Source organism: Amycolatopsis sp. NPDC024027 (assembly GCF_040638975.1).
Taxonomy (GTDB): Bacteria; Actinomycetota; Actinomycetes; order Mycobacteriales; family Pseudonocardiaceae; genus Amycolatopsis.
This window is the reverse complement of the sequence record NZ_JBEZYY010000013.1, coordinates 187,091-210,099: the sequence shown is the minus strand read 5'-3', so window position 1 is coordinate 210,099 and position 23,009 is coordinate 187,091. Positions and strand designations below refer to the sequence as shown.

Below are 23,009 nucleotides of genomic sequence, written 5' to 3'. Positions count from 1 at the left end.
CTGTGCTCCCACAGGGAAATCCACGGGGTTGTCCACAGGTTTGCCCCGATGTGGACAACCGGCCGCCGGAGGCTGCCGAATCGGACATCCGACGAGGGCATGGCGCTACCTTCGTCGTTGTGCGCCCTCCGGGGACGCGGACCCCGGGAAAGGAGGGATACGACGGCGGGTCCGCGTGAAGGTGAGGGTGCGGGCATACGGGCGGAAGCCCAGATCGCGATACAGAGGGAGGGCACCTGCGGATTTCGGATGGTTGATCACCGGATACACGACGGCTTCGCGAGCGCCGGCGTGGTGGGCCGCGTGCAGCGCGGCGAGGCACACCGCGCGGGCGAGCCCCGCGCGACGGAACTCCGGCAAGGTTCCGACGGGCTCCAGCTCGCCGACGGCATTGCGTTCGTCGAGCCAGATCAGGCACTGGGCGGCGAACCGGCCGTCGGGTGCTTCGACGACCCAATCCAGTTCGGCCCGGTACGGCCACGCGGCCATGACGCTGCGGTAGCTCGGTTCGGTCACCCTCGACGGGTGCCAGACCGCGCGGTGCACGGCGACGCGGCGGGCCAGATCGTCCGGTACGACCGGCCGGAGCGTGAAACCGGCGGGCACGACCGGCTCGGGCAAGTCAACGAGGAGGCGAGACATATACGACTGGTGAACGGAACTCTCCTGAAGCGCGTAACCGCAACGCTCCAGCGCGGCGACGACATGCTTCTCGGCGTCGAGCACGGTGACAGTGAGCTCGGCCGCCGAGGCGGTGTCCTCGAACCAGCCGAGCACCTCGAGCGCGAGTTCCGGGCGCGCCGGATCCACGAGCAGCGCGAGTTCACCGGGTAGCGAAATCCAGCCCCACGCGACGACTTCGCCACCCGCTTCCCACAGCACGGTCGGCCACTCGGCTTCCCGGCCGGCGTGCTGGAACCGCTGCCACGCGAGATCCCCGATGTGCAGCGAACTCGCCTTCGACCAGATCCGCTGGGCCACGCTCTGCATGGCCCGCAGGTCGGCCGGACCGGTGTAGCCGCGGCGCGTGAGGGCGGGCATGGGCAGAATCGTGCTGTGCCGCACCGGCCTTCGCCAAGCGGTTTTACCGCGGAGGTGGGTGTTGGACGTCGGGTTGCTGGGGCGCGCGGCCGCGATGTTCGCGGTGACGAACGTCGACGACCTGGTGCTGCTGGCGGTGTTCTTCGGCCAGGCGGCCGGACGCCGTGGCGAGTTCAAGGTCGTGGCGGGGCAGTTCTTGGGCTTCGCGGTGATCTTGGCGGTGTCGGTCGCGGGAGCGCTCGGCGCCGGCCTGCTGCCGGACGGCGCCGTCCGCTGGCTGGGCGTGCTGCCGGTGCTGCTGGGAATACGTGCGGCGTGGCAAGCGTGGCGTCGCGACGAGGACGAGCCACCACCGGCGGCCGGGGTGGTCGGCATCGCGACGGTGTGCTTCGCCAACGGCGGAGACAACGTCGGCGTGTACGTCCCGGCGTTCGCGGTGACCGGGCCGACGGGCCTGGTGGGCTACGTGACGGTGTTCCTGGCGGGCGTGGCGGTGTGGTGCGCAGCGGGCCGGTTCCTGGCGACCCGCCCGGGCATCGCCCGGCTACTCGCCCGCTGGGGCCACGTGGCGCTGCCGGCCGTGCTGATCGCGCTCGGCGTGCTGATCCTGGTCGGCGCGTTCTAGCGAGGGGCGGGGGGCAAGCGGCGAGGGGAGGGGGCGGGGGACGGGGCGGGGGACGTGGGGGTGGTGTCCGCGGAGCCGGAGGCAGAACCGTGACGGTCGGCGCGCTCAAAGACCGGCGCTCGGTGCTCAAAACGGCCGTGTTCACGAGAGCGCCGAAGACAATCGTGATCGCCAACCCATCAGAGGGCTGATTCCGCTGTAGCGCTCAAGGTTGCCCCGCTGTGGCGAATCTGACTTCGGCGCAGCCGATCAACACGGCAAGGCGTGTGGCGATCATGAATCTGAGAACCAAAATTCTAGCCACCATCACGTTCACGTTCGCCGCGGTCCTGGCCGTGGCCGTGCCGGCGCCGGCGGCCACCCCGCCGCAGACCGTGGAAGTCGCCGCTCCCGCCGGGAGCGGGCTCGCGCCCTACATCGCCGTCATCCGGCCGGTCAGCGCCGAACGGCTCGGGAACAGCTGGCACGAGGGATGCCCGGTCGGGCCCGACCAGCTGCGGCTGATCAACCTGAGCCACCTCGGCTTCGACGGTGCCGTGCACCGGGGCGAACTGGTCGTCAACGCCGATCGCGCCTTCGAGGTCGCCCGCACCTTCGCCGACCTGTACTTCGGCCGGTTCCCCATCGAACGGATGGAAACCGTCGAGAAGTACAACTCCGACGACGACGCCTCGATGGCGGCCAACAACACCTCGGCGTTCAACTGCCGGGCCATCACCGGCGGTACCGCGTGGTCCAACCACTCCTACGGCCGCGCGATCGACATCAACACCGTGCAGAACCCCTACATTTCCGGCAGCGGCGCGGTCTACCCGCCCAACGGCGCGCCCTACGTCGACCGCACGCAGAACGTGCGCGGCATGATCCACGCCGGCGACGTCACCGAGCGGGCCTTCGTCTCCCGCGGCTGGACCTGGGGCGGCTCCTGGGACACCCCGATCGACTACCAGCACTTCGAGAAGCCCTGACCCCCGACCGGAAGAGCGACTGGGGTTACACGAGATCGTGACGCGGGCTGCGTCTGGGATCGGCCACGACGGAATCCGCAGCCTCGCGCACTGGGGATGATCGACAGGCGCCCGGGATCGCCGCCGGATGGGGTGGGTGGCGGTTCTGGGCGTCGGCCGGTGGTGCCGCCGATCCCGGCACAGCGGGCTACGCGAAGCGGGCGTTCTAGTCGCGGCGGGCGTTCTGCAGCGCGAGGCCGCGCGGTGTTGCCACGCGGGTGATCAACGCGAACGCGCCGTCGCACAGGAGCGCCAGCAGCACCGCGGCCAGGCCGCCCGCGAAGATCGCTCCGTAACCCTGGGCTCCGACCGCGAAGCCGTCGACTATGTAACGGCCCAAGCCGCCGCCGTCGTTGACGATCGCTCCGATGGCCACCGTGGCGATCAGCTGGAGGAACGCCACCCGGGCGCCCGCCAGGATCACCGGGGACGCCAGCGGCAGCTCCAGGCGCAGCATGATCTGCCCTTCGCGGTAGCCCGTTCCGCGGGCCGCGTCGATCGTCTCCTGCTCCAACGTCACGACACCCGCGTACGTGTTCGTGAACAACGGGGGCATCGCCAAGGCGACCAGCGCCAGCAGCAACGGCCAGAACGTCGTGTCCAGCTCCCAGCGGCTCGCCAGGAACCAGAACAGGATGATCAGCCCGAAACTCGGGATCGCCCGGCCGATGTTCACCGCGCTGCTCGCGAGGAACGCACCGCGGCGGTAGTGGGCGAGCCACAGCGCCGCCGGGATGGTCAGCGCCGCCGCGATCGCCAGGGCGAGGAGGGAAAACCTGAGGTGCTCCAGGACGCGGTACGGGACGCCGGCCTTGTCGGTCCAGCTCCAGCGGTTCGGGTCCGCGAGCCACGCGTTCAGCTGGTCGAGGAAGCTCATCGCGCCCGTACCTTCCGCGACCAGGGCGCCAGCACGCGCTCGCTGAGCCAGAGGACCAGATCGACCACCACCGCCAGGACGACCGACAGACCCACGCCGACGATGATCATCGTCGGGTTGGGGGTCGCCGTCTGGATGCCCGCGCGGATGAAGTAGCCCAGACCGCCGAGGCCGAGCATCGAAGTGACCGTCACCAGGCCGATCGTCGTCACCGCCGCGACACGCAGGCCGGCGATCACCACCGGCAGGGCGAGGGGCAGCTCGATCTGCCAGAGCAGCCTGCCGCGCGTGTACCCCATTCCGACGGCGGCCTCGCGGACCTCGTTCGGCACCTGGTCGACGCCGGTGACGATGTTGCGGATCAGGATGAGCAGCGTGTACGTCGCGAGCGGGATCATCGCGGAGACGAACGTCAGCCCGAAGAACGGCACCAGCACCGCGAACGCGCCCAGGCTCGGGATCACGTACAACGCGCCCGCCGTGCCGAGGATCACCGGGTACGTCCAGCGGTAACGCAGGGAGACCACGGCGAGCCCGATCGAAACCACCAGCCCGATGCCGAGCGCGGCGCCGGTCAGCGAGATGTGCTCGATGAGGCGCTGGACGATGGCGTCGGCGTTGCGGTCCACCCACTTCCACTGGAAGATCGGGGGCCCGCTGTCGGCAGCCAGCGGCGTCACCGTGTTCACGTGCACCGGGCGACCCTACCCCGATCGGGCCGAAATATTCCGGGGAGTGGGAATTTCGGGTGCTATCTCCCACGATGTGGATTCTTGTCGGAGGTCGGGGCTAGGGTCCTTTCGTCTGTTCGAGTGACGAGGGAGTGGGGATTCGTGCGCTGGTTCCGGAACGCGTCCGTGGTGGCGGTGGCCGTCGCGGCGACGCTCGGTTTGGCCGCCTGTGGCGGCAGCGACAGCGGTGACAAGCCCGCCGCGCAGGGCAAGGGTGGGGCGCCGATCGTCGTCGCGTCCTTCAACTTCACCGACAGCCAGATCCTCGCCGAGATCTACGCGCAGGCGCTGGAGGCCAAGGGCTACCCGGTGACGCGCAAGCTGAACCTCGGGTCACGGGAGCTGATCTACCCGTCGCTGAAGTCCGGTGAGCTGCAGTTCATCCCGGAGTACCAGGGTGCGGCGATCACCACCGGCTTCGGCAAGGAGGCCGGCAAAACCGCGCAGGAGGAGCACGACCAGCTGGCGAAGCTGTTCGAGCCCAGCGGTATCGGCCTGCTCAACTTCGCGGCCGCCGAGGACAAGAACACCTACATCATCAAGTCCGACCTGGCCAAGGACAAGGGCATCGCGTCCATCAGCGACCTGAAGAAGCTCGACAAGGTCGTCATGGCCGGACCGCCGGAGTGCGAGAAGCGCCTTCCGTGCTTCAAGGGCTTCACCGACGTCTACAAGCTGACCAACATCACGTTCCAGACGATCCAGGAAGCCGGGCCGCGCGTCGAGCAGCTGAAGTCCGGTGCCGTCACGGTCATCCCGGTCGACTCGGTCAGCCCGCTGACCGGTGACTCGAAGTACACCGTGCTCAAGGACGACCTCAACATCGTGCCGACCGAGAACGTCGTGCCGGCGGTGACCAAGAAGGTGCTCGACGAGCGCGGCGCCGACTTCGCCACCGCCGTGAACGCGGTCAGCGCGAAGCTGACGACCGACGTCATGCGGGACCTCAACAAGCGCGTCGACTCCGACGGCGAACGCGCCGAAGACGTCGCGAAGGACTGGCTGAAGCAGGCTGGGCTCTGAGCTACGCGATCCCGCTGACGACCCACGCCCGGGCCGTCAGCGGGATCGAGCCGTCCGGATCCGCCGGCAGGCGGCTGCGCAGCAGCTCGCGGATCCGGTCGCGGTGGGCTTGCGGCAGCGTGGCCAGGTACGTCGGCGCCGGGCCCTGCTCGCCGAGGAACGGCTGCCAGTAGTCGTCGAAGTCCGCGAACACCGTCGGGATCCTGATCTCGCCGACGGACACCGCCGTGAAGCCCGCGTCCGTCCACAACCGGCCCAGCGGCTCCGGGCGGCACAGCGTGAACCGGCGGCCCTCGTCCAGCTCGGCGACCGTCTCCGGGTCGAGCTCGCCGGCCGCGTCCCAGAACCGGCGGATCAGCTCCATGCCCTCGGCGAGGTCCCACAGGTAGGTGGCGGCCAGCCCGCCCGGGGCGGTGACGCGCGCGATCTCCGCCGCCGCGCGGTCGGGGTCGGGCACGAAGTTCAGGACCAGGCCCGAGACGACCACATCGAACCGGGCGTCCGGGAACGGCAGCGAACGGGCGTCGGCGAGGGTGAACGTCGCCCGCGGATCGGTCACGCTCGCGCGGGCCGTCTTCAGGAAACCCTCGGACGGGTCGGCGCCGACGACTTCCGCGGGGTCGGCCGCCGCCAGCACCGCCGACGTCAGCGCGCCGGTGCCGCAGCCGACGTCGAGCCAGCGCCGGCCCGCCGGGACGCCGAGCTGCCGGACGAACGTCTCCGCGATCCGGCGGCTCCACCGTCCGATGTAGGCCTCGTAAGCGTCGCCTGACTGCCACATGGCCCCGAGTACAGCACAGAAACCGCTGCTCAGCCGCCGGTCAGCGTCCCGGTCGCGTCGTGGCCCGCCGACGTCGCGCGGCGCAGGAACCCGGCGATCAGCGCCAGCTCGTCCTCGGTGTAGCGCGCGCAGAGCTCGTCCATCGCGGTGTTCATCCCCGCGTAGAGCCGGAACAGCTCCGCGTTGCGGCCGCGGACCGCGCGGACGGCGATCGAACGCCGGTCGGCCGCCTCGGGGTCGCGTTCGCGGACGATCCAGTCACCCTTCTGCAGCCGGTCGAGGATGCCGGTCATCGTCGCCGGGTGCAGCCCGGCCCGGCGGGCCAGCGCGCTCGGGCTGAGCGGGCCGTGCCGGGCGATCAGCTCGAGGCAGTCGAGGTCGACGTCCTTGAGCGCCAGCTGGGCGCTGACCTGGTGGTTCAGCAGCGAAAGCTGGTTGCGCAGCTCCCGCAGCGCGTCTTTCACCGCCACGGTCGACCGGCGGTGCGCTCCCGCACTCATATGACCCTCGTATCAGTTGGCTGACGAGCAGCCTAACGCTCGGCGAGGGCGGCCGCCGTGGGTGCGGTGCTCGGTGAAATCGTGGACCCTGATCTGTACGCCGGAGAAGGAGTCAAATGGGAAAGGTCACGGCCACCACGGAGCGCACCATCGACGCCCCGGCCGACAAGGTTCGCGTGCTCGTCGCCGACTACGCCGAGACGCGGCCGAAGCTGCTCACCGAGCACTACCGCGACTACCAGGTCACCGAAGGCGGCGTCGGCGCCGGGACCAAGGCCGGCTGGAAGCTGCAGGCGACGTCCAAGCGCGTGCGCGACGTCAAGGCGACGGTCACCGAGCCGCGGCCCGGGACGCTGGTCGAGACCGACGCGAACTCCAGCATGGTCACCACGTGGACCGTCACTGAAGCGGGTGAACGCAGTGTGGTGAAGATCGAAACGACGTGGGACGGTGCGGGCGGCATCGGCGGCTTCTTCGAGAAGACCTTCGCGCCGGGCGGGCTCAAGAAGATCTACGACGGCGTGTTGGAGAAGCTGGCGGAGATCGTGTAGCTCGTCACAATCGGAATCTGCGCCCCGGTTAGCTGGTTACATCGGGTGGAATCCGGGGCGGCTGCCCCGCTTCGAGACTTTGGAGGAGATTCGACGATGAGCACGGCGACCGAAATCCGGCTGGCTTCGCGTCCGGAAGGTGTTCCGACGGACGACAACTTCGAGATCGTCGACACCGAGGTGCCCACGCCGGGTGAGGGGCAGATCCTGGTCCGCAACCTGATCATGAGCGTCGACCCGGCGATGCGCGGCCGCATGAAGGACGTCAAGTCCTACGCACCGCCGTTCCAGGTCGGCGAGGTCATGTCCGGCGGGGCGGTCGGCGAGGTCGTCGAGTCCCACGTGGACGACGTCAAGCCGGGTGACCACGTGCTGCACCAGGCCGGCTGGCGCACCCACGCCGTGCTCGACGCGGGCCGGTACGTCAAGGTCGACGGGGCCGCGGCGCCGCTGTCGACGTACCTCGGCGTCCTCGGCATGCCGGGCCTGACCGCGTACGCGGGCTTGCTGGAGTCGGCCGAGTTCAAGCCGGGCGACACGGTGTTCGTCTCGGGCGCGGCCGGCGCGGTCGGCTCGCTGGTCGGGCAGCTCGCGAAGCTGAAGGGCGCCAAGCGCGTCATCGGCTCGGCGGGTTCGGCGGAGAAGGTCCGGCACCTGATCGACGACCTCGGCTTCGATGCCGCGTTCAACTACAAGGACGGCCCGGTCGCCGAGCAGCTGCACCAGGCGGCGCCGGAGGGCATCGACGTCTATTTCGACAACGTCGGCGGCGAGCACCTCGAAGCCGCGATCGACGCGATCACCGTGCACGGCCGGATCGCCGTCTGCGGGATGATCTCCACGTACAACGCCACCGAGCCGACGCCGGCGCCGCGCAACCTCGCGCAGGTCATCGCCAAGCGGCTCACCATCCGCGGCCTGCTGGTGATCGACCACTGGCACCTGCAGCAGCAGTTCGTCACCGAGGTCGCGCCGCTGGTGAACTCCGGCGAGATCAAGTACTCGGAGACCTTCGTCGACGGCATCCGCAACGCGCCCGAGGCGTTCCTCGGCCTGCTGTCGGGCGCCAACACCGGCAAGATGCTGGTCCGGATCGCGGACTAGAGGAGTCCGGCCAGCTCCGGCAGGGTCGACGCGGTGTAGGTGGGCGCGGGCGAGCCGGGCAGCGGGTGGACGCCGGGACGGGTGAGCAACGCCGTCTCGAGCCCCGCGGCCTGGGCGCCCGCGATGTCCCAGTCGTGCGCGGCGATCATGACCGCCCGCTCCCCGGGATAGGCGGCCGTGACCTGGAGGTACGGCTCCGGCGCGGGCTTGAGCCTGCCGACCTGCTCGGCCGTGAAGATCCGGTCGAGCAGCGGAGCCAGCCCGGCGTTCAGCAGCTGCGCCTCGGCGGTGGCGAGCGGCGAATTCGTCAGGGCGACGATGGTGTGGCCCTGTTCGCGGAGTTTCACCAGGCCGGGTTCGACGTCCGGGTGGGCGGGGAGGCTGCGCAGTCCTTCGCCGATCTTCGTGAGGTCGGCCTCCCGCCCGTGCCGGTCGGCGACCTCGATCGCGGCGTCGCCGGCGATGCCCGCGAAGTCCCGGTAGCCGCCGGTCGCCGTCACGGTCAGGACGGTGTGGATCGCCAGGCCGAACCACTCGCGCCGCAGCTCGGGCCCGCCGATGGTGGTGTCCAGTGCGGCGAGGTCCAGCAAGGTCTCGTTGACGTCGAGGACGCACAGCATGCGGCACTCCGGAGGTTCGAAGGTTCTCGTACCTGACCGAAGGTACGACAGCTGAGCGGCGGTGTTCGAACTGCTCCGCGGTGACGGCGGCGAGCGGGCAGTGTGACGCGGGCAACGGCACGTTCGTCGTCGGCGGGATCAGTACTGCTCGGTCAACGCCCGCTCGTCGAGGCTTGCGTCCAGTTCCGCCGCCGACATCGGCAACGCCATCTGGTCACGCATGATCGTGCCCATCGACGGCAGAGCCGAGCGGTCCGGCCAGGTCTCCGGGTCCCACAGCGACGACCGCAGGAACGCCTTCGCGCAGTGCATGTACAGCTGCTCGACCTCGACGACCACCGCCAGCTTCGGCCGCTTCCCCTTCACCACCAGCGAGTCGAAGAACGGCGCGTCCGACATCAGCTTCGCGCGGCCGTTCACCCGGAGCGTTTCGTTCATCCCCGGCACCAGGAACAACAGCCCCGCGTGCGGGTTGTCGACGATGTTGCGGAAGCTGTCGATCAGCTTGTTGCCCGGGCGGTCCGCCAGCACGAGCGTCTTCTCGTCGAGGACCAGCACCGAACCGGCCGGGTCGCCGCGCGGGGAGACGTCGCAGCTTCCGTCCGGTGCCGAGGTGGCCAGCAGCACGAACGGCGAGTGCGCGATCAGGTTCCGGGCGTGCTCGTCGATCCGGTCGATGACCTTCTGCCGGGTCCGGTCGGCCACCTCGCCGATCACCTCGCGCAGCGCCTCGTGCGAACCGACGACTGTCCCCTCGATGATCCCCATGCGCTCAACCTAGCGCGGACCACCGACAGTCCGGCCCGCGATCACGATCCGCGCGGCCTCCGTGGACTTCTGCACCACCAGGTCCACCGAATAGCCGTGCTTCACGAAGACGCCGTCGAGCTGGAACGTGCCGTAGCCGTGGGCCTGGGTGAACAACTGCTCCATCAGCTCCAGGGCCGTTGCCGGGTCCGGGGCGACGACCAGGCAGCGCATCAGGAACTCGTCGGTCAGCCGGCGGGTCTGCTCGTGCAGGCCGACGTGGTCCGGCCCGTGCAGGCCGTCCGCGTAGAGGACGTTCATCCCCGCGCGCCGCTCGATCAGGTACCGCGTGTAAGCCCCCGCGGCCGCGGCGAGGGCGTCCGCCGGGGCAGCGTGCTCGGCGGCCGCCGCCGCGACGCGGTCGGCCAGCTGGCCGGCGATGTGGCCCGCGACCTCGGCCAGCAGGGTCTCGCGGTCGGCGAAGTGCCGGTACGGCGCGCCGGGGCTGACCTTCGCGCGCCGGGCGACCTCGGCGACCGAGAAGCCGGCCAAGCCCTGCTCCGCGATCAGGTCGAGCGAGACGCGCACGAGCTCGCCGCGGAGGTCGCCGTGGTGGTACTTGCCGCCCATGACCCGGATCACGTCTCTCGGTCGAAATATGTAAGACCTCTCTTACGTAGAGATGTAAGAGGCCTCTTACGAAACAACGGTACTTGAACCTGGAGGGTTCCATGAGCACCACCACGCACGCCATCGCCGCTCCGGCGCCGGGCGCGCCGCTGGCGCCGACCACGATCGAGCGCCGTGACCTGCGTCCCGACGACGTGCTGATCGACATCGCCTTCGCCGGTATCTGCCACAGCGACATCCACCAGGCCAAGGAGGACTGGGGCCAGGCGATCTTCCCCATGGTCCCGGGTCACGAGATCGCCGGCGTGGTCGCCGCGGTCGGCTCGGCCGTCACGAAGTACCAGGTCGGCGACCGCGTCGGCGTCGGCTGCATGGTCGACTCCTGCGGCGAGTGCGAATACTGCCTGGCCGGCACCGAACAGTTCTGCGTCAAGGGCAACGTCCAGACCTACAACGGCGTCGGCTTCGACGGCGAGAACACCTACGGCGGCTACAGCAACCAGATCGTCGTGAAGGACGCCTTCGTCTGCGGCATCCCCGAGGGGATCGACCTGGACGTCGCCGCGCCGCTGCTGTGCGCGGGCATCACCACCTACTCGCCGCTGCACCACTGGGGCGCCGGCCCCGGCAAGAAGGTCGCCGTGATCGGCCTCGGCGGGCTCGGTCACATGGCCGTCAAGATCGCCGCCGCCATGGGCGCCGAGGTGACCGTGCTGAGCCAGAGCCTCAAGAAGCAGGAAGACGGCCTGAAGCTCGGCGCGAAGGACTACTACGCCACCAGCGACGAGTCGACGTTCGACGTCCTGCGCGGCAAGTTCGACATCATCCTCAACACCGTGTCGGCCAAGCTGCCGGTGGACGCCTACCTCGGCCTGCTGCGGGTCGGCGGCGCGATGGTGAACGTCGGCGCGCCCGGCGAGCCGCTCGCCTACAACGCCTTCTCGCTGCTCGGCGGCAACAAGGTGCTGGCCGGTTCGATGATCGGCGGCATCGCCGAGACCCAGGAGATGCTGGAGTTCTGCGCGAAGCACGGCATCGGCGCGGAGATCGAGACGATCTCGGCCGACAAGGTCAACGAGGCCTACGAGCGCGTCGAAAACTCCGACGTGCGCTACCGCTTCGTCATCGACGCCAAGACCATCGGCGCGTGACTCCCGGAGCACGGCAACCGCGTCAGAACACCACGGTGCGGTTGCCGTGCACCAGCACGCGGTTCTCCAGGTGCCACCGGAGGCCGCGGGCGAGGGTGACCTTTTCGATGTCCCGGCCCTTGCGGACCATGTCCTCGACCGAATCGCCGTGGTCGACGCGGATGACGTCCTGCTCGATGATCGGGCCCGCGTCGAGGTCCGCCGTCACGTAGTGACAGGTCGCGCCGACCAGCTTCACGCCGCGCGTGTGGGCCTGGTGGTACGGCTTCGCGCCGATGAACGACGGCAGGAAGCTGTGGTGGATGTTGATCGCCCGCCCCGCCCACTCGCGGCACAGGTCGGCGGGCAGGATCTGCATGAACCGGGCCAGCACCACCGCGTGCGGGTCGTGCCCGGCGACCAGCTCGCGCACCTGCTCGAACGCCGCCGCCTTGTCGCCGGCCGCGAACGGCACGTGGTGGAACGGGATGCCGTGCGCGCGGGTGATGTCGGCCAGTGAGTCGTGGTTGCCGATCACCGCGGCGACGTCGACGTCGAGTTCCCCGGAGGCGACGCGGCCGAGCAGGTCGTACAGGCAGTGCCCGGCCTTGGAGACGAGGATCACCGCGCGGCGCCGCTCGCCGGTGTCGCTGACCCGCCAGCTCGACTCGGCGGACAGCTCCGCGGCGACCTCGCCGAAGCGGGCGCGCAACTCGTCGGCGTCGAAGGGCAGCGAGTCGGCCCGGACGACCTGGCGGGTGAAGAACCAGCCCGTGTCCGGATCGGTGTGGTAGGCCGCCTCGACGATCCAGCCGCCGTGCTCGGCGAGGAACCCGGAGATCCGGGCGATGATGCCGGTGCGGTCGGGGCAGCCGAAGGTGATGACGTAGCGGCGTTCGGGAGCGGTCACGCCGTGCATTCTCCCTGGCGCTGGTCAGGGCGCTGCGAGCGGTGCGAGGTCACCCGTGACCGACGCCTGGTGCGGACGGCCCCACAGCGCCCGGTAGACGTCGTCGGCGGCGCCGGTGACCGCCGCGCCGGGCTCGCCGAGCGCCCACGTGCGCTCCGGTGTCGTGACGCGGACGTTGGCCTCCTTGCCCAGCCGTGGGATGAGGTAGGTCAGGAACTCGTCGATCCCGTCGTTCGCGAAGCCGGGGGAGAAGCGGGTGCCCGGACCGTCTTCGAGGGCCGACTCGGCGTCGAGGCGGTGGATCGCCGTCTCGTGGGCCATCCGCCGCGTCCAATCGCCGACCGTCGTGGCGAAGCCCGGGTACGGCGAGAACGCCGGGGTTTCCGGGGCGCGGCCGAGCGCTTCCCGCAGCGCGAGGCGCTGGCCGTCCCACCACCCGAGGACGTCGTCCCAGCCCGATGGCGGCTCGGGTCGCACCGGCCGGTTCACCGCCAGGCCGACCGCGAAGCCGTGCACGAACGCGATGTGTGTCACCAGGTCATGAACAGTCCACTTCGGACAGTTCGGCACCCGGGCCGACGGCCCGGCCGCCAGCGCCGCCCGTTTCAGCCCGTCCGCGTGGACGTCGATCGCTTCGAGCATGCGCCGACCGTAGCCGCCGCCCGGCCTCGATGGCGACCACCAAACCCAGGCCCAGGCTGAAGGACAGCAGCAAGCCCTTGGCCGGCTCGTCGGCGAAAGCGGCTCCGCCCGCGAAGCCGATCAGGACGCTGTACACCGCCCAGATCGCCGCTCCGGCGGCGTCGAGTGCGACGAACTTCGGCAGCGGGTAGCCGAGGCTGCCGTTGGCCAGCGCGCTGGCGACGCGGCCGCCCGGCAGGTAGCGGGCCGCGATGACGAGCAGCCCGCCGTGGCGGCGCACCTGGTCGAGGGCCCATTCGTGGCGACGGCGTCCCTCCGCCCCGCGCTGCAGCCGCGCGATCGCTTGCGGCCCGGCGGCCCGGCCGACGGCGTACCCGAGACAGTCGCCCGCCCACGCACCCCCGGCCGCCACCGCGGCGAGCAGGGTCAGCTGCGCCGGATCGCGGCCGAGCAGGACGGCGACGGTGACGACCGTGGTCTCGCTGGGCATGAAGGGCAGCAGCGCGTCCAATCCGGACACCGCGAAGACGAGCACCCACAGCCACGGCGAGCCGAGCGCCTCGCGCAGCAGCTCGGTGACCTGGCCCAGGAGTTCCACGGCTCAATGGTGATCACCGCAGGTCACTTCGGGGTGACGCAGCGGGGGTGGCCCGGTGAACGTTCAGGCGGGGGCGACGGCGGCCCAGGGAACCGTCAGTTCACCCAGCCGGATCCGGGACGGCGGGCCCAGCACCGGCCAGCCCCGCGCGGCCAGCAGCCGGACCGTCTCCAGCCAGCGAGAACGGGCGCCGAAGGACTGGTGGGGAGCCGCCGTCGCCCAGCAGGTGTCCAGGGTGGACAACAGCGCATGGACGCGCTCACCGGGCACGTTCCGGTGGATCAGCGCCTTCGGCAGCCGCTCGGCGATCGTCGACGGCTTCTCCAGCCCGGCCAGCCGCATCGAGAGCGTCAGCGAGACCGGACCGGCCGCCGACACCAGCACCCACGTCGACAGCCGCCCGATCTCGTCGCAGGTGCCCTCGACCAGGAGGCCCTCGGCGGGCATCGAGCCGAGCATCCGGCCCCACGCGCCCGCGACCTCGTCCTCCGCGTACTGCCGGAGCACGTTGAACGCCCGCACCAGCACCGGCCGCGTCCCGGCGAGCTCGAAGCCGCCGCGGCGGAAGTCCAGCAGGGGCGGTGCCGCGGCGGGCAACGCGGCGGCCACCCGCACCGGATCCAGCTCCAGACCCAGCACCCGGACGTCGGGACGGACCCGTCGCAGCCACCGGGCCAGCTCGACCGTCGTCACCGGGGAGGCGCCGTACCCGAGGTCGACGACCAGGGGTGAGTCGGCCGCGCGCAGCAGCCGGGAAGTGGCCGGCGCGGCCGCGATCCACCGGTCGACCCGGCGCAGGCGGTTCGGGTTGGTCGTGCCGCGCGTCGGCGCGCCGACCGGGGTCAGTTTGCTTTGGTGAGCCACTTCGCGGTGAATTCGGCTTCGCGCTCCAGCAGCTTCGTGACCTGCTCGGCGATCACGCTCTCCAGCTTCCCGCCGAACAGCGGGATCCGGACCGTGACCTCGCCGCTGGTCCGGTGCACCGTCCGGTCGCCGTCGGCCAGCAACGCCGTCCGCGCGGTGATTTCGCCCGGGACGCCGCCGACCTCCACCGTGGCGTTGCCCTGGTGGCCGGTGCCGTCGTTGCTCACGCGCCAGGTCTGGGTGCGGGTCACCAGCAGGTCGCCCTTGTGCAGCGTCCGGACCGCCTGCGGCAGCTTGTCGGCGCTGATGCCCTGCCGCAGCTGGTACCGCAGGCCCGTGCCGGACGGCTCGTACGCCAGCAGCGCCGCGCTGTGCCCGCCGAGCTCCTCCAGGCGTGCCCGCAGCGCGTCTTCGCCCGCGACGGCCGCGTACGTGGCCGCGACGTCGGCGGGGAACTCAGCACGGTGCTCGATCCGGGATCCCATGAGCCGGACAGTACCGTCAGACGCGTGAACTCCGCCCGAACTCCCGCTCTCCCGAAGCTCGCCGCGTACACCACGCTGCGTCTCGGCGGCCCGGCCCGCCGGTTCGTCAGCGCCGTGACCAGCGAAGACCTGGTCGCGGCGGTCGGCGAGGCGGACGCGGCGGGCGAGCCGGTGCTGCTGCTCGGCGGCGGCTCCAACCTGGTGGTCGGCGACGCGGGGTTCGACGGCACGCTCGTCGAGGTGGCGAACACCGGCTGGCACCGTGACGGCGACCACATCGAGGTCCAAGGCGGCCAGAACTGGGACGCGTTCGTCGCCGCGCTGGTCGAGGCCGGGCTGGGCGGGCTCGAATGCCTCTCCGGCATCCCCGGCAGCGTCGGCGCGACGCCGATCCAGAACGTCGGCGCGTACGGCTGCGAAGTCGCCGAGTCGATCGTCTCGGTGGAGCTGTACGACCGCGGGACGCGCGAAGTGCGCACGCTCAAGGCCGACGAGCTCGGCTTCGCCTACCGCACCAGCGTCCTCAAGGGCACGGACACCGGCGTCGTCCTCTCGGTCCGCTTCGAGGTCCGCGAAGACGGCCGTTCCGCGCCCATCCGCTACGCCGAACTGGCGCGCACGCTCGGCGTCGAGATCGGCGCCCGCGTCCCGGCCGCCGAAGCCCGCGAAGCCGTCCTCGAGCTGCGTCGCGGCAAGGGCATGGTGCTCGACCCGGACGACCACGACACGTGGAGCGCCGGCTCGTTCTTCACCAACCCGATCGTGCCGGGTGCCGAGGCCGAAGCGGTGCTCGAGCGGATCACCTCGGTCGTCGGCGCGGCGGCGCCGCAGTACCCGGCCGACGGCGGCGTCAAGCTGTCCGCGGCCTGGCTGATCGAGCGCGCCGGCTTCGGCAAGGGGTACCCCGGTCCGGGGAACCGCGTTTCGCTGTCGACTAAGCACACGCTGGCGCTGACCAACCGCGGCGAGGCGACGACGGAGGACCTGCTCGCCCTGGCCCGCGAGGTCCGCGACGGCGTCCACGAGCGCTTCGGCGTCCGGCTGCACCCCGAACCACTGCTGATCAACTGCGTGATTTGAGCCGAATCGGGCAACCCGTACGTGTGTAGGACGTCTTTGTCGACAAAGGCGTCCTACACCTGACTGGTTGGACTTTGCCCATCAGCGGGTAACGTCGGCCGGGCTACCAGCGCTAAAGGGCGTGTGCCCGCTGGTCGGCGGGGGATTTCAGGAGGTTTCGGTGATCGAACGGCGTACGGTCTTCAAGGCTGCTCTGGCGGCTGGGGCCGCCCTGGTCGCCGCCGCGTGCTCGAGCGAGACGGGCGGCACCGCCAAGCCGACCGGTGCCAACAGCGACGGCGAAGGCGGTGGCGCGCAGCCAGTGGCGAAGATCACGGCCGAGCCCGCCGCCGACGCCAAGGACGTCGCGGTGCTCAAGCCCGCCGTGCTCAAGGTCGCCGACGGCAAGCTCACCGAGTGCAAGCTCAGCGCCGACGGCGGCAAGGAGGTCAAGGGCGATCTCTCGCCCGACGGCCTCACCTGGACCAGCTCCGAGCCGCTCGGCTACGGCAAGACCTACACCTACGCCGCCAAGGCCACCGGCTCCGACGGCAAGCCGGTCGAGTTCAAGGGCAGCTTCGCCACGATCTCCCCGGCCAAGCAGGTCCGCGCCACGCTCAACCCGGCCGACAACCAGACCGTCGGCGTCGCCATGCCGATCAGCGTCAAGTTCCAGTCGCCGGTGAAGAACCGCGCCGCGGTCGAGAAGGCCCTGTCCGTGAAGACGGACAAGGACGTCGAGGGCGCGTGGGGCTGGCTGTCCGACAGCCAGGTCGACTACCGGCCGAAGGAGTACTGGCCGCAGAACATCACCGTGAACGTCGAGGCGAAGCTCTACGGCGTCGACCTGGGCGGCGGCGCGTACGGCAAGGCCGACGTCACGACGAAGTTCAAGATCGGCCGCAACCAGGTGGTCAAGGTCAACACCCCGGACCACCAGATGCGCGTCTACCGCGGCGGGTCGCAGGTCAAGAGCTACCCGTGCGCGAACGGGCTGGACGGCGAGGTCGACCGCAACACCCCGAACGGCACCTACATCATCATGACCCGGGAGCCGACCGCGGTGTTCGACAACGCCCGCTACGGCTACACGAACGTCAACAAGAAGTGGGCCTGCCGGTTCTCCAACCACGGCGAGTACATCCACGAGAACCAGGACAACGCGGCCAACATCGGGAAGAACAACAACTCCCACGGCTGCGTCAACCTGCTCGAGGCCGACGCCAAGGACTTCTACGACTCGGCGATGATCGGCGACCCGGTCGAGATCACCGGCTCGAAGCTGAGCCCGCCGATGGCCTCGGACGTCAAGGACTGGAACTACAGCTGGGCGGCCTGGCAAGGGCTGGGTGCGAAGTAGCTCGTGCGCACCGAAGTCGTCGGGCACGGCGGGGTCCGGCTCGGCCTGCGGGTCGAGGGCGCCGAAAACAGCAGGCCGATCGTGTTCGTGCACGGCTGGGCGCAGTCGGCCGGCTGCTGGGCCGCGCAGCTCGCCGACCCGGCCCTGACCGAGCGGTTCCGCCTGGTCGCGATGGACCTGCGTGGGCACGGCGCGTCCGACGTCCCGGCGTCCGGGTACGACGATCCGCAGGCCTGGGCCGACGACCTCGCCGCGGTGCTCGACTTCGCCGGCCCGGGCGCGATCGTCGTCGCCTGGTCCTACGGCGGCCTGGTGCTGACCGACCACATCCGGGTGCACGGCACCGCACGCCTGCGCGGGCTCGTGCTCGTCGGCGCCATCACCGAGATCGGCCGCGACCGGCCGGGTGGGCGCATCGGTGCGCTGATGCGCGAGCACCTGCGGGCGATGCTTTCGGACGATCCGGACATCGCGATCCCGGCGCTCACCGCGTTCAGCCGCGGCATGGTCACCGGGCCGGTGCCGGGCGCGCAGGTCCAGGCCCTGCTCGGCGCCGCTCTCAGCGTGCCGCCTTCGGTTCGCTCGGCGCTCTTCCGCCGGGACGTCGGCAGCGAAGACGTGCTGGCCGGGATCGACAAACCCACCCTGGTCGTGCACGGCTCGCACGACCGTGTGATCGACTCCGCGTCGGCGGAGCACGCCATCGGGAAGATTCCGGGTGCCACCGGGCGTTGGTTCCTTGACGGGGGGCATGCGCCCTTCGCCGAGTCCGCGGCCGAGTTCGACGCGGTGCTCCGGCAGTTCGCCGAGGAATGCTGACGTACGCAGGAGACGTGACCCAGGTGACCAGCAACATCCGGAGGTTCCGCGCTGTGCCGCGCCGGATCGCGGTGCTGTCCGTGCACACCTCGCCGCTCGAACAGCCCGGGACCGGCGACGCCGGCGGGATGAACGTCTACGTCAGCCAGACCGCGACCGAGATGGCCCGCCGCGGCGTCGAGGTCGAGGTGTTCACGCGCGCGACCGCGTCCGGCCAGCCGCCGGTGGCCGAGCTGGCGCCCGGGGTGACCGTGCGGCACGTGCAAGCGGGCCCGTTCGAGCCACTGGGCCGCGATGAACTGCCCGCCCAGCTGTGCGCGTTCACCTCCGGCGTGCTGCGGACCGAGGCCTTCCACGAACCCGGCTACTACGACCTCATCCACTCGCACTACTGGCTCTCGGGCCAGGTCGGCTGGCTCGCCCGCGACCGCTGGTCCGTGCCGCTGGTGCACACCGCGCACACGCTGGCGAAGGTCAAGAACGCCGCGCTCGCCGAGGGCGACAAGCCGGAACCGCGTGTCCGCGTGATCGGCGAGGAGCAGGTGGTCGCCGAGGCCGACCGGCTGGTCGCCAACACTGCGGTCGAGGCGCGTCAGCTCATCGACCTCTACGACGCCGACCCGGGCGCGGTGCACGCCGTGCCGCCGGGCGTCGACCTCGAACGCTTCACGCCGGGCTCCCGGTCCGTGGCGCGCGCGGAACTGGGGCTGGCCGAAGACGACGTCGTGCTCGCCTTCGCCGGCCGGATCCAGCCGCTCAAGGCGCCGGACGTGCTGCTGCACGCCGCGGCCGCGATGCTGCGCCGCCGCCCCGAGCTGGCTTCGCGGCTGGTCGTGCTGATCGTCGGCGGGCCGTCGGGGACCGGGCTCGAGCAGCCGCAGGCCCTGCGCGAGCTGGCCGGTGCGCTCGGCATCGAGGGGCAGGTCCGGTTCCTGCCGCCGCAGCCGGGCGAACGCCTCGCCCGCGTCTTCCGCGCCGCCGACGTCGTCGCGGTGCCCAGCTACAACGAGTCGTTCGGCCTGGTCGCCCTCGAGGCGCAGGCCTGCGGGACGCCGGTGGTCGCCGCCGAGGTCGGCGGGCTGCCGGTGGCGGTGCCGCACGGCGTCTCCGGGCTGCTGGTGCCCGGGCACGGCGCCGACGAGTGGGCGGACGCGCTGGCCGCCGTCGCGCTCCGCCCGGACCGGCGCGCCGAGCTCGCCGCCAACGCCGTCGTGCACGCGCGCCGGTTCTCCTGGCGCCGGACCACGGACGCGCTCCTGGACATCTATGCTCAAGCCACCAGCGCCTTTTCCCGTGCGCTGGACCTGCGCACGGAGGTGGCGGTGTGAGCCTGGACGAGCTGATCCAGTCTACTTTGGACTCGGCGGAGCTGAAGTACGACAAGCGCGGGCCGGGAAAGTACTTCGTCACGCTGCCGGGAACGAAGAAGCTGCAGACCAACGCGTGGCTGGTCGACGGTGACCACGCGTTTTCGGTGGAGGCCTTCGTCTGCCGCCGTCCCGATGAGTCCCATGAGGACGTTTACCGGTTTCTGTTGCAGCGCAACGCCAAGCTCTACGGCGTCCACTACACAGTGGACAACCTCGGGGACATCTACCTGGTCGGCCGGTTCGGCAAGGAGACGATGAGCGCCGACGAGCTCGACAAGGTGCTCGGCCAGGTGCTGGAAGCGGCCGACGGCGACTTCAACACGCTGCTCGAGCTCGGCTTCGCGACGTCGATCAAGCGCGAGTGGGACTGGCGCGTCTCCCGCGGGGAATCCCTGGCCAACCTCCAGGCCTTCAAGCACCTCGTCGCGCCGGAGAAGCCGCACGAACCGGGCTTGACCGAGTCGTGACCCGGGCCGTGCAACGGCCCTGAACCGGACATCCGTCTCCTCGCCAGTCGAACTGGAGGGAGACGCAGGATGCGGACTCGATGGAGAGCCGGGCTCGCGGTCGTGGGCGTGGCGTTCGTGCTGGCGGGCTGCTCGGCGGCTCAAGAGGGCAAATCGTCCACGGCGGACAGTGCCGGTTCCGGGCTGGTGCCGGCCGCGCCGCAGCAGGGCACCGGCAAGTCCGGGCAGGAGAAGGTGACCCCGCCGCAGCCGGGCGCCACCGAACGCAAGCTCTCGCGCAGCGCCCGGCTGGAACTGACCGCCCCCAAGGTGGTCGACGTCGTCGCGCAGGCCCGCGGCATCGCGCTGGGCGCCGGCGGCTACACCGGGCAGGAGAGCACGGGCGACGAGCTGGCGACGCTCAACCTCGCGGTGCCCGCGGACAAGCTCGACGGCGTGCTCGACCAGCTCTCGCACCTGGGCAGCCGCCTGGTCAAACGGGAGCTGAACACCCAGGACGTGACCGAGCAGGTCGTCGACGTCGAAGCACGGCTGGCGACGCAGCGCGCGTCGGTGGAGCGGATCCGCGCGTTGCTGGCGAAGGCGACGTCGGTGTCCGAGATCGCCTCGGTCGAGGGCGAGCTCACGAGCCGCGAGGCGGCGCTCGAATCACTCGAACAGCAGCGGAACTCGCTGGCCGGCAGCGTGGCGATGGCGACCGTGGCGATGACCATCCGCAACGTCGCCGCGGCTCCGCCGCCGGCGGAGGACCACAGCGGGTTCCTCGGCGGGCTGGCCGGCGGCTGGCACGCGTTCCTCATCTTCGGCGGCGGCCTGCTGACCGTGCTGGGTGCGCTCGCGCCGTTCCTGCTGTTCCTCGTGCCGCTGGGCTGGCTCGGCTGGTGGCTCCACCGCCGTCGCCGGACCCCGGCGCCGGAACCGGGCGAGGGCTGAGCGGAACAGGCGGGACGGCTCGAGGGAGGGGGAGTCGCGATCTCGAGCCGCCCCGCTGAAGTTCCCGCCGATCAGGACCCGGTGACGAGGGGGGTGTCAACGGGGCCGGCGGGCCGCGGCTCGGCAGGGGGGAGACGAGCCGCGGTCAATGCCCGAACCCGGCCGGGGAGTGCGTGGAATCCGGCCGCTCGGGACGTAGCCAACCTGTCAGATCCCGCCCGGTAATCACAAGGCTACTGGCTAGCCCGTTCGAGTGAATTTTCGAAATGTCGATAACGGTGTGCAGTCTGGGGTCGGAATTTTGCGCGTTGTTGGCGGGCGGACTTGTCGAAGAGTGAGGTGTTACTCCGCAGTAACACACTCTGGGTAGGACGGCCGCTGCGGCGGAGGTCACCAGTCGGTTGCGGGGCGCGTTCTGGCAGGCTGTGGGGCATGGGCGAGATTGGGACGTTGGTGCTGCTGCGGCACGGGCAGAGCACGTGGAACGCGGAAAACCTGTTCACCGGCTGGGTGGACGTACCGCTTTCGGAGCAGGGCGAGGGCGAAGCCCGCCAGGGCGGCCGGTTGCTGGCCGACGCCGGGCTGCTCCCGGACGTGGTGCACACCTCGCTGCTGCGCCGCGCGATCTCCACCGCGAACATCGCGCTGGACGCCGCCGACCGGCACTGGATCCCGGTGAAGCGCGACTGGCGCCTCAACGAGCGCCACTACGGCGCGCTGCAGGGCAAGGACAAGAAGCAGACCCTCGAAGAGTTCGGCGAGGAGCAGTTCATGCTCTGGCGCCGCTCGTACGACACCCCGCCGCCGCCGATCGACCCGAAGGACAAGTGGAGCCAGGCGGGCGACCCCCGCTACGCCGGCCTCGGCGACCAGGCGCCGCTGACCGAGTGCCTGAAGGACGTCGTCGAGCGGCTGCTGCCGTACTGGGAGTCCGAGATCGTGCCGGACCTGCGCGCGGGCAAGACGGTGCTGGTGGCCGCGCACGGCAACTCGCTGCGCGCGCTGGTCAAGCACCTCGACGGCATCTCCGACGCCGACATCGCGGGGCTGAACATCCCGACGGGCATCCCGCTGCGCTACGACCTCACCGAGGACCTGCGGCCGGCGAAGCCGGGTGGCGAGTACCTCGACCCCGACGCTGCCAAGGAAGCCGCCGCCGCGGTGGCGAACCAGGGCCGCTGAGTTTCCGGTCGCCGAAGGCCACGTCGCGGGACTCCGGGTCCCGTGGCGTGGCCTTCGTGGTTTCCGGGGTGGCGAGGGTGGCCACGGCCGGCCGGCGTGCCGCCGACGCGAGGTGACGAGCAAACCGCCCTACCCCGTTCCGGTGAGCTTCCGGACGCGGTGTCCCGCGCAATTTCTGCCGCACGTTCGTTATTCGGCCGCACTTCCCGCGGGCGGTCCGATCCGTCCGGTAACCCTTGGCGTGCAATGACTTGTGCCCGATCGGGCAGCTCCGCCGTTGGGGTGAACCTCATCCGGTCGCGCGCAGGCTGTGGCCGGATGTCTGATTCTGCGATATGTTTCTCCGCTGGGAGGGCTTTCTGGCAGCGGGGGTTTCCGGGCGAGCGCGAAGAATGATCGCGGCGGCGCCGCGTAATTCGTAGCGCATTCCCGGATCGGTGGAAAATTCCGTGGTACTCCGGTGGGTCCTCCGGTTCAGGCGTCGAGCCGCGAACCAGAGGGGGTGAATGACGCTCGACGGCGCGATGGGAAGTCGAAGGGCGGCGAGTGCGCATGCCGTACTCGTCCGCGTAACGATTGTCATTCGAGATGGGGATATCGAACCATGCGCAAAACCATTGTCACGGCGGCCGCGGCGGCGGCCGCGTTCCTCATGATCGGCACCGGTGTCGCCGCGGCGGGCGCTCACGGCGACTACCTCGGCAACGGCGTTCGCATCCGCAGTGCCCCGGTGACCGGGACCGTCCACGGCCTCGGCTACCCCGGTCAGGGCGAGTGCACCACGGTCGCCCAGCTGGCGAGCGACGGCTACTACTGGGGCTACCACCGCAACGACACCACGCACGTCATCGGCTGGAGTCGCGGTGATCTGCTCAGCGTCGACGGACGCGGCTGCAGTTTCTGAAGTTTACCCGGCTGATTCCCGAGGGAATCGCGCTTGATCCGAAACGGTT

27 protein-coding genes are annotated in these 23,009 nt (G+C 70.5%); 14 read left to right on the top strand and 13 right to left on the bottom strand.

Going from position 1 to position 23,009, the window contains the following annotated elements; translation table 11 throughout:
• Positions 1-105 precede the first annotated feature (105 nt).
• Entirely contained in the window at positions 106-1,041 is a 936-nt protein-coding gene (locus AB0F52_RS29650) for a GNAT family N-acetyltransferase (protein ID WP_360178062.1), read from the bottom strand.
• A 61-nt stretch (positions 1,042-1,102) separates the two neighbouring features.
• Here AB0F52_RS29650 and AB0F52_RS29645 point away from each other — a divergent pair, with 61 nt between their 5' ends.
• On the top strand, positions 1,103-1,666 hold the full coding sequence (locus AB0F52_RS29645; protein WP_360178059.1) for a cadmium resistance transporter: 564 nt from the start codon (positions 1,103-1,105) through the stop codon (positions 1,664-1,666).
• A gap of 275 nt (positions 1,667-1,941) precedes the next feature.
• Positions 1,942-2,634: a M15 family metallopeptidase gene (locus AB0F52_RS29640; protein ID WP_360178056.1), complete on the top strand. Its 693-nt coding sequence runs from the start codon at positions 1,942-1,944 to the stop codon at positions 2,632-2,634.
• Between the two features lie 205 nt (positions 2,635-2,839).
• On the opposite strand, the gene AB0F52_RS29635 is transcribed toward AB0F52_RS29640, so the two are convergent.
• Both AB0F52_RS29635 and AB0F52_RS29630 read right to left on the bottom strand, forming a co-directional pair.
• A complete protein-coding gene (locus tag AB0F52_RS29635) occupies positions 2,840-3,550 on the bottom strand; it encodes an ABC transporter permease subunit (RefSeq protein WP_103337255.1) in 711 nt (236 codons plus the stop codon).
• The gene (locus tag AB0F52_RS29630) at positions 3,547-4,245 is read right to left on the bottom strand and encodes an ABC transporter permease (RefSeq protein WP_360178053.1); all 699 of its coding nucleotides are present in this window, start codon (positions 4,243-4,245) and stop codon (positions 3,547-3,549) included. Before AB0F52_RS29630 ends, AB0F52_RS29635 begins: the two co-directional genes overlap by 4 nt.
• A 138-nt stretch (positions 4,246-4,383) precedes the next feature.
• On the opposite strand from AB0F52_RS29630, the gene AB0F52_RS29625 reads away from it, so the two are divergent.
• Positions 4,384-5,304, top strand: coding sequence for an ABC transporter substrate-binding protein (locus AB0F52_RS29625; RefSeq protein WP_360178050.1), 921 nt, complete (start codon positions 4,384-4,386; stop codon positions 5,302-5,304).
• Between the two features lies 1 nt (position 5,305).
• On the opposite strand, the gene AB0F52_RS29620 is transcribed toward AB0F52_RS29625, so the two are convergent.
• Both AB0F52_RS29620 and AB0F52_RS29615 read right to left on the bottom strand, forming a co-directional pair.
• The gene (locus AB0F52_RS29620) at positions 5,306-6,085 is read right to left on the bottom strand and encodes a class I SAM-dependent methyltransferase (protein WP_360178047.1); all 780 of its coding nucleotides are present in this window, start codon (positions 6,083-6,085) and stop codon (positions 5,306-5,308) included.
• A 29-nt stretch (positions 6,086-6,114) separates the two neighbouring features.
• Positions 6,115-6,585, bottom strand: coding sequence for a MarR family transcriptional regulator (locus AB0F52_RS29615; RefSeq protein ID WP_360178044.1), 471 nt, complete (start codon positions 6,583-6,585; stop codon positions 6,115-6,117).
• 116 nt (positions 6,586-6,701) lie between these two features.
• Between AB0F52_RS29615 and AB0F52_RS29610 the strand changes: the two genes are divergently transcribed.
• Together AB0F52_RS29610 and AB0F52_RS29605 are read left to right on the top strand one after the other, a co-directional pair.
• Positions 6,702-7,136, top strand: a complete 435-nt coding sequence (locus AB0F52_RS29610) for an SRPBCC family protein (RefSeq protein ID WP_360178041.1) — start codon at positions 6,702-6,704, stop codon at positions 7,134-7,136.
• A 96-nt stretch (positions 7,137-7,232) separates the two neighbouring features.
• The gene (locus tag AB0F52_RS29605) at positions 7,233-8,240 is read left to right on the top strand and encodes an NADP-dependent oxidoreductase (protein WP_360178038.1); all 1,008 of its coding nucleotides are present in this window, start codon (positions 7,233-7,235) and stop codon (positions 8,238-8,240) included.
• Here AB0F52_RS29605 and AB0F52_RS29600 read toward each other — a convergent pair.
• From AB0F52_RS29600 to AB0F52_RS29590, 3 genes are all read right to left on the bottom strand, one after another.
• Entirely contained in the window at positions 8,237-8,860 is a 624-nt protein-coding gene (locus AB0F52_RS29600) for an HAD family hydrolase (RefSeq protein ID WP_360178035.1), read from the bottom strand. The two genes, AB0F52_RS29605 and AB0F52_RS29600, sit on opposite strands and share 4 nt — an antisense overlap.
• A 138-nt stretch (positions 8,861-8,998) precedes the next feature.
• Positions 8,999-9,628: a pyridoxamine 5'-phosphate oxidase family protein gene (locus AB0F52_RS29595; RefSeq protein ID WP_360178032.1), complete on the bottom strand. Its 630-nt coding sequence runs from the start codon at positions 9,626-9,628 to the stop codon at positions 8,999-9,001.
• A gap of 9 nt (positions 9,629-9,637) precedes the next feature.
• A complete protein-coding gene (locus tag AB0F52_RS29590; RefSeq protein ID WP_360178029.1) occupies positions 9,638-10,249 on the bottom strand; it encodes a TetR/AcrR family transcriptional regulator in 612 nt (203 codons plus the stop codon).
• Positions 10,250-10,338: 89 nt separating this feature from the next.
• Between AB0F52_RS29590 and AB0F52_RS29585 the strand changes: the two genes are divergently transcribed.
• Complete coding sequence (locus AB0F52_RS29585; protein WP_360178026.1) at positions 10,339-11,388, top strand: NAD(P)-dependent alcohol dehydrogenase; 1,050 nt, start codon at positions 10,339-10,341, stop codon at positions 11,386-11,388.
• Positions 11,389-11,410: 22 nt separating this feature from the next.
• On the opposite strand, the gene purU is transcribed toward AB0F52_RS29585, so the two are convergent.
• The 5 genes from purU to AB0F52_RS29560 all read right to left on the bottom strand — a co-directional run bounded on the left by purU (position 11,411) and on the right by AB0F52_RS29560 (position 14,866).
• Complete coding sequence (gene purU, locus AB0F52_RS29580) at positions 11,411-12,286, bottom strand: formyltetrahydrofolate deformylase (protein WP_360178023.1); 876 nt, start codon at positions 12,284-12,286, stop codon at positions 11,411-11,413.
• Positions 12,287-12,301: 15 nt separating this feature from the next.
• Positions 12,302-12,919, bottom strand: coding sequence for a maleylpyruvate isomerase family mycothiol-dependent enzyme (locus tag AB0F52_RS29575; RefSeq protein ID WP_360178020.1), 618 nt, complete (start codon positions 12,917-12,919; stop codon positions 12,302-12,304).
• The gene (locus tag AB0F52_RS29570; RefSeq protein ID WP_360178017.1) at positions 12,816-13,517 is read right to left on the bottom strand and encodes a VTT domain-containing protein; all 702 of its coding nucleotides are present in this window, start codon (positions 13,515-13,517) and stop codon (positions 12,816-12,818) included. Before AB0F52_RS29570 ends, AB0F52_RS29575 begins: the two co-directional genes overlap by 104 nt.
• 63 nt (positions 13,518-13,580) lie before the next feature.
• Entirely contained in the window at positions 13,581-14,381 is an 801-nt protein-coding gene (locus AB0F52_RS29565) for a class I SAM-dependent methyltransferase (protein ID WP_360178014.1), read from the bottom strand.
• Positions 14,360-14,866, bottom strand: a complete 507-nt coding sequence (locus tag AB0F52_RS29560; protein ID WP_360178011.1) for a DUF2505 domain-containing protein — start codon at positions 14,864-14,866, stop codon at positions 14,360-14,362. Before AB0F52_RS29560 ends, AB0F52_RS29565 begins: the two co-directional genes overlap by 22 nt.
• Before the next feature lie 24 nt (positions 14,867-14,890).
• Here AB0F52_RS29560 and AB0F52_RS29555 point away from each other — a divergent pair, with 24 nt between their 5' ends.
• From AB0F52_RS29555 to AB0F52_RS29520, 8 genes are all read left to right on the top strand, one after another.
• A complete protein-coding gene (locus tag AB0F52_RS29555; RefSeq protein WP_360178009.1) occupies positions 14,891-15,946 on the top strand; it encodes a UDP-N-acetylmuramate dehydrogenase in 1,056 nt (351 codons plus the stop codon).
• Between the two features lie 160 nt (positions 15,947-16,106).
• Positions 16,107-17,285, top strand: a complete 1,179-nt coding sequence (locus AB0F52_RS29550) for an Ig-like domain-containing protein (protein ID WP_360178006.1) — start codon at positions 16,107-16,109, stop codon at positions 17,283-17,285.
• 3 nt (positions 17,286-17,288) lie between these two features.
• Entirely contained in the window at positions 17,289-18,104 is an 816-nt protein-coding gene (locus AB0F52_RS29545) for an alpha/beta hydrolase (protein WP_360178003.1), read from the top strand.
• Positions 18,105-18,118: 14 nt separating this feature from the next.
• A complete protein-coding gene (gene mshA, locus AB0F52_RS29540) occupies positions 18,119-19,432 on the top strand; it encodes a D-inositol-3-phosphate glycosyltransferase (protein ID WP_360178000.1) in 1,314 nt (437 codons plus the stop codon).
• Positions 19,429-19,941: a YbjN domain-containing protein gene (locus AB0F52_RS29535; protein WP_360177997.1), complete on the top strand. Its 513-nt coding sequence runs from the start codon at positions 19,429-19,431 to the stop codon at positions 19,939-19,941. Before mshA ends, AB0F52_RS29535 begins: the two co-directional genes overlap by 4 nt.
• A 69-nt stretch (positions 19,942-20,010) precedes the next feature.
• Positions 20,011-20,874 carry a DUF4349 domain-containing protein gene (locus AB0F52_RS29530; protein ID WP_360177994.1) on the top strand — a complete coding sequence of 288 codons (864 nt, stop codon included), beginning with the start codon at positions 20,011-20,013 and terminating at the stop codon, positions 20,872-20,874.
• 432 nt (positions 20,875-21,306) lie between these two features.
• Complete coding sequence (locus tag AB0F52_RS29525; protein WP_360177991.1) at positions 21,307-22,056, top strand: phosphoglyceromutase; 750 nt, start codon at positions 21,307-21,309, stop codon at positions 22,054-22,056.
• A 604-nt stretch (positions 22,057-22,660) separates the two neighbouring features.
• Positions 22,661-22,960: a hypothetical protein gene (locus tag AB0F52_RS29520; protein ID WP_360177988.1), complete on the top strand. Its 300-nt coding sequence runs from the start codon at positions 22,661-22,663 to the stop codon at positions 22,958-22,960.
• The last annotated feature ends 49 nt before the right edge of the window (positions 22,961-23,009 follow it).